Source organism: Polaromonas sp. P3_A5 (genome assembly GCF_056403055.1).
In genome coordinates this window covers 265,720-278,919 of sequence record NZ_JBFUGF010000003.1, presented here as the reverse complement: position 1 = coordinate 278,919, position 13,200 = coordinate 265,720, and the positions used below count along the sequence as shown (strand labels likewise).

Genomic DNA, 13,200 nt, shown 5'->3' with positions numbered 1-13,200 from the left:
CGTTAGCGGGTCGCTGGTGCGTTGCTTGCCGGATTGACGGGTGGTGCAGGCGTGAGAGTGGGCAAGGTACCAGCACCTGCAGCGCTGGCCGCGGAACGCGGGACGAGAATGCCGCGGACACGTCCCTTGAGATCGGCCACCTGGTCCAGGTTGTCGTAGGCAAAAGTGTCACCGGTGAACTGGTCGGTGCCGCGAATCAGCAGCACCGGTTTGTGCGACTTCACGCGCTCGTCATTCAGGAAGGCATGAAGAAACTCACCGCGAAATTCCATGCGCGGCGTTTCCTTCCCGTTCGCATCCTGGCTCGCCTCCCTGACCACTACCGCATTGCCCGTCAACTGCACTTCCGATCCATCACCGTTGGTGTAGGCCCGGTTGGCCGTAGCCGTCGTGATGCGCTTTTCCACATTAATGCTGCGGATGCGCACCTGGTCAATTTCCAGGATGTCGGTGTCGGCGAAATGCCGGGCCTCTGTCCCATAAATTTCGCTCTTGAGCTGGCCCCCGTCGTCAAACGTCTTGACGGTGAACTTGCGCATGAAATAGTCCACATCGTGGCTCGCCTCCCTGGCCACTTCCGGCGTGCTGAAGATCGGGGTGTTGCGCACAAGCCAGTAGGTACCCAGCGCCAGCACCCCCATCATCACCAGCGGCATGTAAATGGCCATGCTGTCCCAGACGCGCAGAAAGCGTCGCCACACATTTTTCAGGTGCAGCAGGGCGCCGCGGTTCTTCGCCGCGGTGCTCACTGGCTGTACTCCTGAAGGAGCCCGGCATAGCGTCCGCTGGCAACCAGCAGCACATCACAGAACTCGCGTGCGGCGCCATGGCCACCAGGTGCTTGTGTCACATGATGGACCATCGCACGAACCTCCGCGTGCGCGTTGATCGGCGCGCAGCTCAATGCCACACGGGACAGAACAGGCAGGTCGGGCCAGTCGTCACCCATGGCTGCGGCAGCGCTCCAGTCCAGCCCCAGGGCCTGCAGCGTGAGCTCGGCGGCCGGGCGTTTGTCCTCCGTACCGAAATGGGCATGGGTGATGCCGAGTGCCTGCAAACGTGCGCGCAGCACGTGGCTATCGCGCCCGGTGATGACGGCGGGAGTAATGCCGGCCCTCTGGAGCAACTTGAGGCCATGGCCGTCCAGCGTGTTGAACCGTTTGACGATCTCACCCGAAGCGCGATAACCACCTGACGCCACAGCCAGTTCATGGCCGTCGGGGTATTCGGAAAAATACAGGCCACCGTCCGTGAGTACGCCGTCAACGTCAAAAAATGCCACCTTGATGCCTTGCGCGCGCAGCAGCAGTTCAGGCGGAAAGCTCAGTGTTGGAGTAAGCATCTATCGTTTCACCGCAAGCCAAATAACGGGTGCAAGTGTCATATCACTTTTGCGCGCATCAGGTCGTTGGTATTCAGCGCCCCGCATAACACCCCTGCGTCGTCCACAACCAGCACGCTGGTGATGCGGTGCTGCTCCATCAATGCCACAGCCTCGACAGCCAGCGAATCCGGCTGTATCGTGCGCGGATTGGCGCGCATCACATCGCCCGCCTTGCTGCTGCGCAGGTCCACGCCTTTTTCGACCAGCCGGCGTAAATCGCCGTCGGTAAATATACCGAGCACCCGCCGGCTGCCGTCCACCACCGCAGAAGCCCCAAGTCCCTTGGCGCTCATTTCACGCATGAGATCGGTGAAGCTGGTGTCAGCCAGCACTTGCGGCACCGCATCGCCACTGCGCATCACGTCACTGACATGCGTGAGCAGCTTGCGGCCGAGCGCACCGCCCGGGTGGGAGCGGGCAAAGTCTTCTTCCTTGAAACCGCGCGCATCCAGCAGGGCGACGGCCAGCGCGTCACCCAGGGCGAGCTGCGCGGTCGTGCTGGCCGTCGGCGCCAGGTTGAGCGGACAGGCTTCCTGCGCCACGCTGCTGTCGAGCGTCACCCGTGCATGCCGGGCAAGCGTGGACTGTGCGCCCCCGGTAATTGCCACCATCGGTACGCCCTGACGGCTTAACACCGGCAGGATCATCGTCAACTCGGCACTCTCGCCGCTGTTGGAAATTGCGAGTACTACGTCGATGGCCTTGATCATGCCCAGGTCGCCGTGGCTGGCTTCAGCCGGATGCACAAACATGGCAGGTGTTCCGGTGGAGGCGAGTGTGGCGGCAATCTTGCGGCCTATATGGCCGCTTTTTCCCATGCCCATGACAACCACTCGGCCGCGGCACTGCAGCATCAACTCCACGGCCCGGGCAAACTCATCGCCCAGCCGTCCCACCAGGCCCAGCACAGCGGCGGCTTCTATTTCAAAAGTCTTCCTGGCTAGGCTCAGCACCTGTTCGGCATCAAAATTCACGGCGTCAAGGCTCATGGCTGCATTCTATAGAGGCGGGCAGGCCCCATCCTGCCGGCCTGCCGCCGCGTGAATGGGCCTTTGCCGCCTGCAAATCGTCAAGGCCATGCAATATCCTCGGCTACCATCAACGCATGAGCGCGCTTGAACTGACCCTGCTGTACCTGCTGGCTGCTGTGCTGGGTGTGGTGGCATGCCGTTCGCTCAAGCTGCCGCCCATGCTGGGTTACCTGGCGGTCGGCGTGGTCATCGGGCCCAACGCACTGGCGCTGGCGCAAAATTCCGACGGCGTCAGGCATTTGGGCGAGTTCGGCGTGGTGTTTCTGATGTTCGTGATCGGGCTTGAGTTCAACCTGCCCAAGCTGCGCTCCATGCGGCGTCACGTCTTTGGCCTGGGCCTGCTGCAAGTCACGCTGACCATCGTGCTGGCCACGGTGGGCTCGCTGTTCCTTGCCAGCATGGCCCCCGGTCTCTGGAAGATGGGCTGGCAGACCGCGCTGGCGCTGTCCGGTGCCATCGCCATGAGCAGCACCGCTATTGTGGTCAAACTGCTGTCGGAGCGACTTGAACTCGAATCCGAACACGGCAAGCGTGTCATGGGCGTGCTGTTGTTCCAGGACTTGGCCGTTGTGCCGTTGCTCGTGTTGATTCCGGCACTGGGCGCGCCCGCCGATGCGCTCCTGATGGCGCTGGCGATCGCGGGGCTGAAGGCGGCCGTGCTGGTGGGGCTGCTGCTCACCGGCGGGCAACGCATCATGCGCTGGTGGCTCACCATCGTGGCACGGCGCAAAAGCGAAGAACTGTTCGTGCTCAACCTGCTGCTGGTCACGCTGGCGCTGGCCTGGCTGACCGAGCGCGCCGGGCTGAGCCTGGCGCTGGGCGCCTTTATTGCCGGCATGCTGATCTCCGAGACGGAATACAAACACCAGGTCGAAACCGACATACGGCCCTTCCACGATGTTTTGCTGGGTCTTTTCTTCATCAGCATCGGCATGCTGCTGGACTGGCGGCTGGTGCTGGAACGATGGCCGCTGGTGCTGTTGCTGACGACGTTGCCTGTTCTCTTCAAGCTGGTGCTGGTTACCGCGCTGGCGCGTTCGCTGGGTGCAACAGCCGGCGTATCGCTGCGCACCGGCCTGTATCTTGCCCAGGCGGGCGAATTCGGCTTTGTGCTGCTGACGCTGGCCCAGCAAAGCAAGCTGGTGCCACCCGCACTGTTAAATCCCATTTTGGCCAGCATGGTGCTGTCCATGCTGGCGACGCCCTTCATCATCATGTACAGCAACCGCATTGTGATGAAGCTCGTTTCCAGCGAGTGGCTGCAGCAATCGCTGCAAATGACCACCATTGCACGCAAGTCCATCAACGCCAACAAACACGTGATCATTTGCGGCTATGGCCGCTGCGGCCAGAACCTGGGTCACATGCTGGAGCGCGAAGGCATCCAGTACATGGCGCTTGACCTCGACCCTGACCGGGTACGGCAGGCCGCAGCCGCAGGCGATTCGGTGGTGTTCGGTGATGCGGTGCGGCTCCAGGCCCTGATGGCAGCCGGGCTGGCCCGGGCCAGCGCCGTGGTGGTAACTTATCTCGACACAGCCAGCGCCCTCAAGGTGCTGGCCAACACGCGCGCCCACGCGCCGACCGTGCCGGTGATTGTGCGGACGGTAGACGACCACGACCTGGAAAAACTCCAGGCAGCCGGCGCTACAGAGGTCGTGCCAGAGGCCATCGAAGGCAGCCTGATGCTGGCCAGCCATGCGTTGGCGCTGGTAGGGGTGCCCATGCGCCGCGTGATCCGCGTCGTGCAGGATCAACGTGACGCCCGGTACAACCTGCTGCGAGGTTACTTTCGCGGTGCCGACGACGACACCGTCAACGAGCTCGAGCAGGAGCGCCTGTCAAACGTCACATTGCCGCTGGGCACCAGGTCTGCCGGAAAACCTTTGGGTGCGGTGGCACTGGGCGCCGGCGGCGTGCGTGTGGTCAGCCTGCGCCGCAGCAATGGCAAGGCAGTGGCCGCGCATGACGAAACATTGCTGGAGGGCGGGGACACGCTCGTGCTGTCAGGCAAGCCCGAGGCATTGGCCATGGCCGAAGAGAAGCTCCTGCGCGGCCGTATCAACTGAGCAGCGGGCCGCCCGTCGCAAAGAGGGGCTTCCGGGGAAACATCTCACCGCTTTGTTCGCGCCTGCAGCAGGTCGTTGTTCGTTGGCACTGACGGCACAATATGGGCGCCACCCACCTTGGACACGCCATGCCTGATCTGCACAGCCTCACTCACCAGACCGTCGGCCAGTACCTGAAGAACCATATCCGCACCGTGCCCGACTGGCCGGCCCCCGGTGTGCAGTTTCGCGACATCACACCGCTGCTGCAGAACCCCAAGGTCTTTCGCGTGCTGATCGACGCTTTTGTGCACCGCTACATGGACGGCAAGCTCCGCCCCGACATCGTGGCAGGGCTGGATGCGCGCGGGTTCATCCTTGGCGCCGTCATCGCCTATGAGTTGAATGTTGGCTTTGTGCCGATACGCAAAAAAGGCAAACTGCCCTTCACGACCGTGCAGGAAACCTATGAGCTCGAATATGGAAGCGCCACCGTGGAGCTGCACACCGATGCGGTCAAACCCGGCGACCGGGTGCTGCTGATCGACGACCTGATCGCCACAGGCGGCACCATGATGGCCGGCAAGAAACTGCTGGAGAAGTTGGGCGCCACTGTCACCGAAGGTGCGGCGATTGTTGACCTGCCGGAACTCAGTGGTTCAGAAAAACTGCGGGCAGCAGGGCTGCCGCTGTTCACCTTGATCGACTTTTCGGGGCATTGAGCCGCGGGATGCAGTTCTGGAAACTGCCCGGAGAGAGAACGGGTTCAGCTATAACTTTTATAGCTGCTTGCGCCCGCCGCTATTGGGTTTGAAGCCTATTTGTTTTAAATTTAAAGCCGGCTCGGCCTAATTCAAATCGCCATACTGCGTGCTGCTCAGCGCTGGTGACGTGCTGAATTCCGGCGGCATTTCGGTGTCTTCAAAGCCCGTCAGCAGCGTGTATGAACGTGAGCGCGGGCCGCTTTGCACTTTGACCCCTTTTTCCGGCGCGACTGCGGGGCCTTGTGCAGACGCAGCAACCAAAGCTTGTTTGAAGGCGGCAACCTCGTCGGCCTGGATAGGCTCATACCGTGGTGTTGCGGGTTTGACGGGCGCGGGCGCGCGGGTTTCTACATTGGCTTCAGCGTGTGCTACTACGGGTGCTGGTACAACAGGTGCTTGCACGGCCTGCGGTGGCGTCGGGGCCTGTTTGACCACGACCGCCATTTCCTCCAGACGCCAGTACACAGCGGGTACCGTGATCTCAAAGCGCGCTTTGGCGTGCTGTGTGATCGATGCCTCAATTCCACTCAATTGCTCGGACGTGCCGCCAAATGCTTTTGCCAGGTCCATCATGACCAGGAATTCATTGCCGCTCTGGTCGAGCGAAAGAACTTTGAATTTGTAGCTGGCCGAAAGCACGCCGGAGCGGGTCATGGCCTCACGAATTGCTACGTACAGCTGCTCGCGGCGGGCGTGACGCTTGAGCTTGCCGGAATCCGCGGGAGCAGGGTGTTCGGGGGAGAGTCGCTGGGGTACGGACGTAGCAAATTTGTCGCGTCCGACGGACGCGCGTTTTTGTTCGTCATTCGCAGCCGCGCTGGCTTGCTGCGGTTTGTCGGAAAACCAGTTTAAGAAAGACATGGGCAATGTTCTCGTGATGAATGTTGATTTTCCGTCAATGCACGGAGTGAATCTGTAAGCAATATCGCAAACGGTTCAGCTGTTGTTTAGCAGCAAATCCTGTTGCCGACTTTATCGAATCACCCATGCAACTGTCTGGTAAAAAATCACGCCCGTCACGTTTTTGAGAACGCCTGTGACGCCCAAAAGTATTACGGCAAGGAGTCAGTTGTCTGATGATGCCAGTACACCCGAGAGAGGGGCGACGCTCAGGTCACGGCGACGCGCTTGGGACGGTTATAGAGTCGCTTGGCCATGACCGACCCCATTGCCATGGTCAGCTCCAATGCAATGGGGCTGTGGCGGTTTGCCAGTTCGAGGAACCGCATCGGGGTGAGGCACCAAAGCTTGCAGGGCGTCGACGCATGGACCGTGGCACTGCGCGGCATGTGCGAGAAAAATGCGCCTTCACCAAGCACGGTACCCGCACCCACCAGTGCCATTCGCACGCGGGCCTTTTCATCTTCGTAATGAACGCTGAGCGTGCCGCTCTCCACAAAGTACAGCGTGCGGTCCAGCGCGCCCTGTTCCATCAGCACCTGACCACTGTTGAGCGCGAAAGGCTGCATGTAGCTGGCCAGGATGTCCCAATGCGGCTGGTTGAATTGACAGCGCAATGCGTCACTGGCGTGGCAGTGAAGAATGGCCTGGGCAAGGCCCTGAATGTCAAAACGGATGGCGGCAGGTAGTGGAGCGTTCATAGTGGGACGGAAGATACCTTCGCACTACATAGCCCGCAAGAGACGTTAACGGCCCCTTACACCTGATACAGGAAATCCGGAGTTGTAATTTCCCCTCGACAGAGCCCCATTTTTGACTGTTTTGGGGCATTTTTCGCGGCATGGAACCGCTTGTCCCCAGACAAGGCCCGCCTGTCGCCGGTTTACTACTTTCCAATACAGAATCTGGAAAAAATTTCGCCCAACAAGTCATCCGGTGTGAACGCACCGGTGATCTCGCCGAGGTGCAGTTGCGCCTGGCGCAAATCCTCGGCAAGCAGGTCCAGGGCAGGGTGCCCCGCGCGAATCTGCGCATGGGCACGCCCGAGTTGTTCGGCGACCTGCTGCAGGGCATGCACGTGGCGTTCGCGGGCCATGAACACACCTTCAGGGGCGGCCTGCCAGCCCACGACGTGCAGCAGTTGCTTGCGCAGCGCCTGCAGGCCGTCGCCGGTTTTGGCGGAGATCAGAACACCGCCGCTGATTGTGCCCAGCACATCCGCGTCAGCCGCGTCCGACTTGTTCCAGACATCGATGATGGGCGTGTTGCGTGGCAGCTCGCGGCTCAGTACTTCTGCGATGTGTGCGTCAGCGGCCAGGTAATCGGCGGCACGCCGGGTCAGGTCATGCAGGAAGAGCACCGCGTCGGCGCTGGCGATTTCAGCCCACGCGCGTTCAACGCCGATTTTTTCCACTTCGTCGAGCGCGTCCCGCAGGCCGGCTGTGTCCACCACGTGCAGCGGCACGCCTTCAATCTGGATCAGCTGCGAAACCTTGTCGCGTGTGGTGCCGGCAATCGGCGTGACGATGGCGAGTTCGGCGCCGGCCAGCGCATTGAGCAGCGAACTTTTGCCGGCGTTCGGCTGGCCAGCGATCACCACCTTGATGCCTTCGCGCAGCAAGGCGCCCTGCACCGCGCGCTGCATCACGCCGGCGAGCGTCACCTGCAAGCGCTCAAGCTGGCCCTGTGCGTCTGCCTTCTGCAGGAAGTCGATGTCTTCCTCCGGGAAGTCCAGCGTGGCTTCGACCAGCATGCGCAGATGGATCAGCTGCTCCAGCAGCGTGTTGACCGCCAGAGAGAATTCACCCGACATTGAACGCGCGGCTGATCGTGCCGCGGTTTCAGTGCTCGCGTCGATCAGGTCGGCAATCGCCTCGGCCTGCGCCAGGTCGATCTTGTCGTTGAGGAAGGCACGTTCGGTGAACTCGCCCGGTTGCGCCACGCGCAGCCCCGGCACGGCCGCCGAGCCTGTCACCGGGTCGGGTGTAGCACCGGCCTCGAGGCATCGCGCCAGCAACAGTTGCAGCACAACAGGGCCGCCGTGCGCTTGCAGCTCCAGCACGTCTTCGCCGGTATAGGAATGAGGCGCCGGGAAATGCAGCGCGAGTCCCTGGTCGATGGCTACGCCATGTGCATCCCTGAAGGGAAGGTAGGTCGCCTGGCGCGGTTGAAGCTGGCGGCCGCAAATCGCTTCGATGACGGGCGCGATGTGCTTGCCGGACACCCGCACAATGCCCACCGCACCGCGCCCGGGCGCAGTGGCGATTGCAACGATGGGGTCGTGGTGTCGGGCCAGCATGGTGGTAGATGTTAAGGGGCAAACCAGATCTTGGCGCCAGGGTAAGGAGCGCAGCCGCGAAAGTCGGTTTCCCAAGAAAAAGGGCCGCGAAGCGGCCCAATTTTTTATTCCGTGTCCGCCTTATTTGAATTTCGGCAGGTTGAACTGCGGCGGCACGCCCATGCGCGTGTTGATCACCCACTGCTGCGCGATGGACAGAATATTGTTGGTAATCCAGTACAGCACCAGGCCAGCCGGGAAGAAGAAGAACATCACGCTGAAGATCAGCGGCATGAACCACATCAGCTTGGCTTGCATCGGATCCGGCGGGGCGGGATTGAGCGCCGTTTGCAGCATGGTGGTCAGGGTCATCACCACCGGCAGGATGAAGAACGGATCCGGCGCCGAGAGGTCATGAATCCACAAAATCCAGGGCGCACCGCGCATTTCAACGCTGGACAGCAGCACCCAGTACAGCGCGATGAACACTGGGATCTGGATCATGATGGGGAAGCAGCCACCCATTGGGTTGACTTTTTCCTCACGGTAGATTTTCATCATCGCCTGCTGCATTTCCTGCGGCTTGTCTTTCAGGCGTTCACGCATTTCCATGATCTTGGGATTGATCGCCTTCATCTTGGCCATGCTGGCATACGCCTTGGCGTTGAGCCAGTAGAACGCAATCTTGAGCAGCAGCACGAGCGCCACGATGGACCAGCCCCAGTTCTGGATAAAACCGTGCAACTTGTCGAGTAGCCAATACAAGGGCTTGGCCAGGATCTTCAAGTAGCCATAGTCCTTGACCAGCTCCAGCCCGGGCGCCAAGGCTTCCAGCGACTTTTCTTCCTGCGGACCGATAAAAAAGATCGAGTCAACCGTCTTGGTTGCGCCAGGGGCAATGCTATCCAGTGGCGTAATCATGCCCACGGCATACAGATTGGTGTCCACCTTGCGGAAGAACAGGTCGCGCTTGATACCGTCACCCAGAATCCAGGCTGTGGCGAAATAGTGCTGCACCATGGCCACAAAACCGTTGGTCGCCTGTTTTTCAACATCAACCTTGCCTTTTTCGATGTCCTTGAATTCGACCTTCTGGAATTTCTGTGCTTCGGTGTAGACAGCCGGGCCGGTGAAGGTCGAGTAGAACGACGACTCGCCGGGTGGTGGGTTGCCATCACGCACGAGCTGCAGGTAAAGCTGCGGAGCGACCGCGGCTGTGCCGGTATTGACGATCTCGTGGCGCACGGCAATGTCGTAGACGCCGCGCTTGAGCGTGTAGGTCTTGACCAGCTTGACGCCGCCGACGTCGGCCGATTCGAACTTCACTTCCAACTCGTTCACGCCTTCCTTGAGCGAACGCTCACCAGGAACTGCCTTCATCGGGGTCTTGTGGGTCGGGAAGCTGCTGCCGCCCGTGGCGCCGGCGATAAGGCCGGTTTGCGCGACGTAAACACGTTTGGCGCTTTCATCCAGGAGTACAAAGCCCTCTTCCTTGTTCGCCATGTCCTTGAGCTTACTGAAGGCCGAATGCACCAGGGTGCCGCCTTCGCTGTCAAAGGTCAGCGCGAGCACGTCGGTGTTCACCAGCACGCGCTCTTTGGTCGCCGAAGTTGCGGTGGATGGTGCGCCGCCAGGCACGGCGCCTGGGGTGGCTGTTGCACCGACGGCCTGAGGCGCCGGTACCGAAGAAGCTGCTGCACCGGTAGCGGGTGCAGAAGCGGCAGACCCAGCGGCCGGCGCCTTGGCGCTTTGCGTGGCTGACGGGAAAAAGGTCGCCTTGTGGCCGTTATAAACCTGCCATTGGTCCCACAAAAGGACCATGGAAAAACCAAAAATCACCCACAGAATGGTGCGGCGGATGTCGTTCATGACGGCGTCTTTTTAGAAGGGGTGGAGGCCACGGGGGTGGCCAGGCGGGAAAAGAGGGGAACAGGCGGCACCGGGTCGTACCCGCCATCGCACCAGGGATGGCAGCGTACCAGCCGGCGCAAAGTGAGGTAGCTGCCGACTGTTGCGCCGTGCTGCTGCAGGGCCTGCAGTGAATAGGCGGAACACGTCGGCTCAAACCGGCAGGCTGAGCCCAGCCACGGGCTGAGCAACAAGCGGTAGCCTTTGACCAGGCCGATCAGCAGGGTTTGCGGCAAACGGAAAAGAGGTGCCAGCGCGGCAAAAACAGGGCTCATGGCGCCTTGGCTCCTGCCTGCATCAGCGCCAGCACTTCGGTGCGTACCGCCAGCTTGAGCTGCTCGGACGTCGCGCTGATGAATTCCTTGCGCGAAAAATCACGCCGCAAGCGGACCACAAAAGCAGCCTGAGGATACTGATGCGAAAAATCAGCGCTCACGGTGTAGATCTGTCGTTTGATGGCGTTACGTGTGACGGCGCGTTTGGCCCAGCGTTTGGGAACCATGGCCCCAAGCCAGACATCCTGTACGGGAAACAGCGGCTTTGCCGCGAGCACGTCCGCCAGCTTGCCTGGCTCAGCTTGCACGGGCTTTGCGTCCAGCGCATTGCGGTGCAATGCGAAGTGCGTTGTCTTTGCAACAATGGCGCCGGCAAGAACTGCCTGGAACTGGGGTCGGGTTTGAAGCCGTTGCACGAGCGCCAGGCGTCAGTTTAAAAAACTGCGAATGGCCAGCAGAAAACAGGCTTATACGGCCAGGCGCTTGCGGCCTTTGGCGCGGCGTGCAGCAATCACTGCGCGGCCGCCACGCGTTTTCATGCGGGTCAGGAAGCCGTGCGTACGAGCGCGTTTGACTTTGGATGGTTGGTATGTGCGTTTCATGATTGAGTCCTACTAGCCGGTCAGCTACAAAGCTTTCCCCTTTGCCGTTACCTTGCCTTAGTTATAAGACACACTGCTTTGGGCGATTCGAATGATCTTGGTGGCCGTACAACACAGCCATCTCTGCAAGTCTTCAAGGCAGGCAAAACCCGCCGCGAATCAGGGAAACCCATGATTATCGCAGATTTCCTAACGCTGGCAACAAGTTAGCCTGCCCATTTGGGGTAAAGGCTGAGATGCGGCGAACCGGGTCGCTACATACCCCAAACCAGTGCCGAAAATAGGTTGAAACCCGGATCAATTATTTTGTGGATAACTCCCCGTCCGGACTACAATTGCCGGTGCTCAAAATTAACAATATCCACAAGCAGCTCACCGCTGCCGGGCGCCTCTTGCCAGGCCAGCAACCCAGCCAAAACCAGCCATGAGTGAGGCATCCGTCCAAAATCTGAACCAGGACTTGTGGCAGAGCTGCGTCGACCACCTGGCCCAGGAATTACCTGAACAACAGTTCAATACCTGGATCCGACCCCTGCTTGTCGAGGTCGCTCCCGACCTCACCAAAGTCACCGTTTTAGTAGGCAACCGGTTCAAACTGGACTGGGTTCGCGCCCAATATGCCGGCCGTATTTCGGCCCTGCTTGAGAAAATTTCCGGGCAAAGCATCCCCCTTGAGTTAGCACTTGCTCCGCGCGAAGCGCCCGCCAAATCTTCATCTCTGGTTCGCAGCTTTGAAGGCTCCGGCGTTCCTGAACCCGTCGGCCTGGGCGTTCCCGAAGAAGCCGCCGGCGCGCCGTTCAAGAATCGGCTCAACAGCGCGCTGACCTTCGACACCCTGATTGAAGGCACGGCCAACCGCATGGGCCGGGCCGCGGCGCTGCATGTTTCCAGCAGCCTGGGCCAGCTTTACAACCCGCTTTTTATCTACGGCGGCGTCGGTTTGGGCAAGACCCATTTAATGCACGCCATCGGCAATAAATTGCTGTCGGACAACCCCGCCGCCAAAGTTCTCTACATCCACGCTGAACAATTTGTTTCAGATGTGGTTAAAGCTTACCAGCGCAAGACTTTTGATGAATTCAAGGAGCGTTATCACTCCCTGGATTTATTGCTGATTGACGACGTCCAGTTCTTTGCCAACAAGGACCGCACCCAGGAAGAGTTTTTCAACGCTTTCGAGGCCTTGCTGACCAAAAAGTCGCACATCGTGATGACCAGCGACACTTATCCCAAGGGTTTGACGGATATCCACGAACGCCTGGTGTCGCGCTTTGATTCCGGCCTCACCGTCGCCATCGAGCCGCCTGAGCTCGAAATGCGCGTCGCCATCCTGATCCGCAAGGCCGAAGCCGAAGGCGCCTCCATGCCCGAAGAGGTCGCCTTCTTCGTCGCCAAGAACGTCCGCTCCAACGTGCGTGAGCTCGAAGGCGCCTTGCGCAAGATCCTGGCGTACTCTCGCTTCAATCTCAAGGAAATCTCCATCCAGCTGGCCCGTGAGGCCCTGCGTGACCTGCTTTCCATACAGAACCGGCAGATCAGCGTCGAGAACATCCAGAAGACCGTCGCCGACTATTACAAGATCAAGGTCGCCGACATGTATTCCAAGAAGCGGCCTGCCAGCATTGCGCGGCCGCGGCAGATTGCCATGTACCTGGCCAAGGAACTCACGCAAAAGAGCCTCCCGGAGATCGGTGAGCTCTTTGGCGGGCGTGACCACACCACCGTGCTGCACGCCGTGCGCAAGATGTCTGCCGAGCGCCAGCAAATGACTGAGCTCAACCAGCAGCTGCATGTGCTTGAACAGACCCTGAAAGGCTGAGGAACAGCCTACATGTGCCCCATGAACCCCACGAACCCTCTTGCGCCCGGTTTTCACGGTGTTTTACAGAGCCCAACCACCCTCACAATAACTTTGGGGACAACTTTTGAACAACCCATGGCTTATCCACAGAAGCAGATGACAATCGAAAGTTGTTCATATTCAGCAGTGCAGTTCAGGGGCGTCTGAAC

At 60.2% G+C, this 13,200-nt stretch carries 13 protein-coding genes; 3 read left to right on the top strand and 10 right to left on the bottom strand.

The window, feature by feature from the left end; genetic code table 11:
• Nucleotides 1–2: 2 nt before the first annotated feature.
• From lptC to AC1DU8_RS20790, 3 genes are all read right to left on the bottom strand, one after another.
• Complete coding sequence (lptC, locus tag AC1DU8_RS20800) at nucleotides 3–668, bottom strand: LPS export ABC transporter periplasmic protein LptC (protein WP_457282087.1); 666 nt, start codon at nucleotides 666–668, stop codon at nucleotides 3–5.
• 77 nt (nucleotides 669–745) lie between these two features.
• On the bottom strand, nucleotides 746–1,342 hold the full coding sequence (locus AC1DU8_RS20795; RefSeq protein WP_457281902.1) for a KdsC family phosphatase: 597 nt from the start codon (nucleotides 1,340–1,342) through the stop codon (nucleotides 746–748).
• Between the two features lie 38 nt (nucleotides 1,343–1,380).
• The gene (locus tag AC1DU8_RS20790) at nucleotides 1,381–2,373 is read right to left on the bottom strand and encodes a KpsF/GutQ family sugar-phosphate isomerase (protein WP_477689724.1); all 993 of its coding nucleotides are present in this window, start codon (nucleotides 2,371–2,373) and stop codon (nucleotides 1,381–1,383) included.
• A gap of 116 nt (nucleotides 2,374–2,489) precedes the next feature.
• Between AC1DU8_RS20790 and AC1DU8_RS20785 the strand changes: the two genes are divergently transcribed.
• Together AC1DU8_RS20785 and AC1DU8_RS20780 are read left to right on the top strand one after the other, a co-directional pair.
• On the top strand, nucleotides 2,490–4,484 hold the full coding sequence (locus tag AC1DU8_RS20785; RefSeq protein ID WP_457281900.1) for a cation:proton antiporter domain-containing protein: 1,995 nt from the start codon (nucleotides 2,490–2,492) through the stop codon (nucleotides 4,482–4,484).
• A gap of 128 nt (nucleotides 4,485–4,612) precedes the next feature.
• Nucleotides 4,613–5,185, top strand: coding sequence for an adenine phosphoribosyltransferase (locus AC1DU8_RS20780; RefSeq protein ID WP_477689723.1), 573 nt, complete (start codon nucleotides 4,613–4,615; stop codon nucleotides 5,183–5,185).
• A gap of 126 nt (nucleotides 5,186–5,311) precedes the next feature.
• Here AC1DU8_RS20780 and AC1DU8_RS20775 read toward each other — a convergent pair whose 3' ends face one another.
• From AC1DU8_RS20775 to rpmH, 7 genes are all read right to left on the bottom strand, one after another.
• The gene (locus tag AC1DU8_RS20775; protein ID WP_477689722.1) at nucleotides 5,312–6,088 is read right to left on the bottom strand and encodes a hypothetical protein; all 777 of its coding nucleotides are present in this window, start codon (nucleotides 6,086–6,088) and stop codon (nucleotides 5,312–5,314) included.
• A 248-nt stretch (nucleotides 6,089–6,336) separates the two neighbouring features.
• On the bottom strand, nucleotides 6,337–6,828 hold the full coding sequence (locus AC1DU8_RS20770) for a Crp/Fnr family transcriptional regulator (protein ID WP_122954706.1): 492 nt from the start codon (nucleotides 6,826–6,828) through the stop codon (nucleotides 6,337–6,339).
• A 185-nt stretch (nucleotides 6,829–7,013) separates the two neighbouring features.
• A complete protein-coding gene (gene mnmE / locus AC1DU8_RS20765) occupies nucleotides 7,014–8,426 on the bottom strand; it encodes a tRNA uridine-5-carboxymethylaminomethyl(34) synthesis GTPase MnmE (RefSeq protein ID WP_477667048.1) in 1,413 nt (470 codons plus the stop codon).
• Between the two features lie 120 nt (nucleotides 8,427–8,546).
• Nucleotides 8,547–10,274 carry a membrane protein insertase YidC gene (yidC, locus tag AC1DU8_RS20760; RefSeq protein ID WP_457281896.1) on the bottom strand — a complete coding sequence of 576 codons (1,728 nt, stop codon included), beginning with the start codon at nucleotides 10,272–10,274 and terminating at the stop codon, nucleotides 8,547–8,549.
• Nucleotides 10,271–10,588 (bottom strand): membrane protein insertion efficiency factor YidD, encoded by a 318-nt coding sequence (yidD, locus tag AC1DU8_RS20755; protein WP_477702301.1) that lies wholly within the window; start codon nucleotides 10,586–10,588, stop codon nucleotides 10,271–10,273. Before yidD ends, yidC begins: the two co-directional genes overlap by 4 nt.
• A complete protein-coding gene (locus tag AC1DU8_RS20750) occupies nucleotides 10,585–11,004 on the bottom strand; it encodes a ribonuclease P protein component (protein ID WP_457281894.1) in 420 nt (139 codons plus the stop codon). The genes yidD and AC1DU8_RS20750 overlap by 4 nt, the downstream gene beginning before the upstream one ends.
• A 51-nt stretch (nucleotides 11,005–11,055) precedes the next feature.
• A complete protein-coding gene (gene rpmH, locus AC1DU8_RS20745) occupies nucleotides 11,056–11,190 on the bottom strand; it encodes a 50S ribosomal protein L34 (RefSeq protein WP_007862708.1) in 135 nt (44 codons plus the stop codon).
• 424 nt (nucleotides 11,191–11,614) lie between these two features.
• Between rpmH and dnaA the strand changes: the two genes are divergently transcribed.
• Entirely contained in the window at nucleotides 11,615–13,009 is a 1,395-nt protein-coding gene (gene dnaA / locus AC1DU8_RS20740; RefSeq protein WP_457281893.1) for a chromosomal replication initiator protein DnaA, read from the top strand.
• The last annotated feature ends 191 nt before the right edge of the window (nucleotides 13,010–13,200 follow it).

What these genes read in the sequence shown, in the direction of transcription:
- AC1DU8_RS20785 (WP_457281900.1), top strand. Translation starts at nt 2,490, where the DNA reads ATGAGCGCGCTTGAACTGACCCTGCTGTACCTGCTGGCTGCTGTGCTG.
- AC1DU8_RS20780 (WP_477689723.1), top strand. Translation starts at nt 4,613, where the DNA reads ATGCCTGATCTGCACAGCCTCACTCACCAGACCGTCGGCCAGTACCTG.
- lptC (WP_457282087.1), bottom strand. Translation starts at nt 668, where the DNA reads ATGGCCATTTACATGCCGCTGGTGATGATGGGGGTGCTGGCGCTGGGT.
- AC1DU8_RS20770 (WP_122954706.1), bottom strand. Translation starts at nt 6,828, where the DNA reads ATGAACGCTCCACTACCTGCCGCCATCCGTTTTGACATTCAGGGCCTT.
- rpmH (WP_007862708.1), bottom strand. Translation starts at nt 11,190, where the DNA reads ATGAAACGCACATACCAACCATCCAAAGTCAAACGCGCTCGTACGCAC.
- AC1DU8_RS20775 (WP_477689722.1), bottom strand. Translation starts at nt 6,088, where the DNA reads ATGTCTTTCTTAAACTGGTTTTCCGACAAACCGCAGCAAGCCAGCGCG.
- AC1DU8_RS20790 (WP_477689724.1), bottom strand. Translation starts at nt 2,373, where the DNA reads ATGAGCCTTGACGCCGTGAATTTTGATGCCGAACAGGTGCTGAGCCTA.
- AC1DU8_RS20795 (WP_457281902.1), bottom strand. Translation starts at nt 1,342, where the DNA reads ATGCTTACTCCAACACTGAGCTTTCCGCCTGAACTGCTGCTGCGCGCG.
- yidD (WP_477702301.1), bottom strand. Translation starts at nt 10,588, where the DNA reads ATGAGCCCTGTTTTTGCCGCGCTGGCACCTCTTTTCCGTTTGCCGCAA.
- mnmE (WP_477667048.1), bottom strand. Translation starts at nt 8,426, where the DNA reads ATGCTGGCCCGACACCACGACCCCATCGTTGCAATCGCCACTGCGCCC.
- yidC (WP_457281896.1), bottom strand. Translation starts at nt 10,274, where the DNA reads ATGAACGACATCCGCCGCACCATTCTGTGGGTGATTTTTGGTTTTTCC.
- dnaA (WP_457281893.1), top strand. Translation starts at nt 11,615, where the DNA reads ATGAGTGAGGCATCCGTCCAAAATCTGAACCAGGACTTGTGGCAGAGC.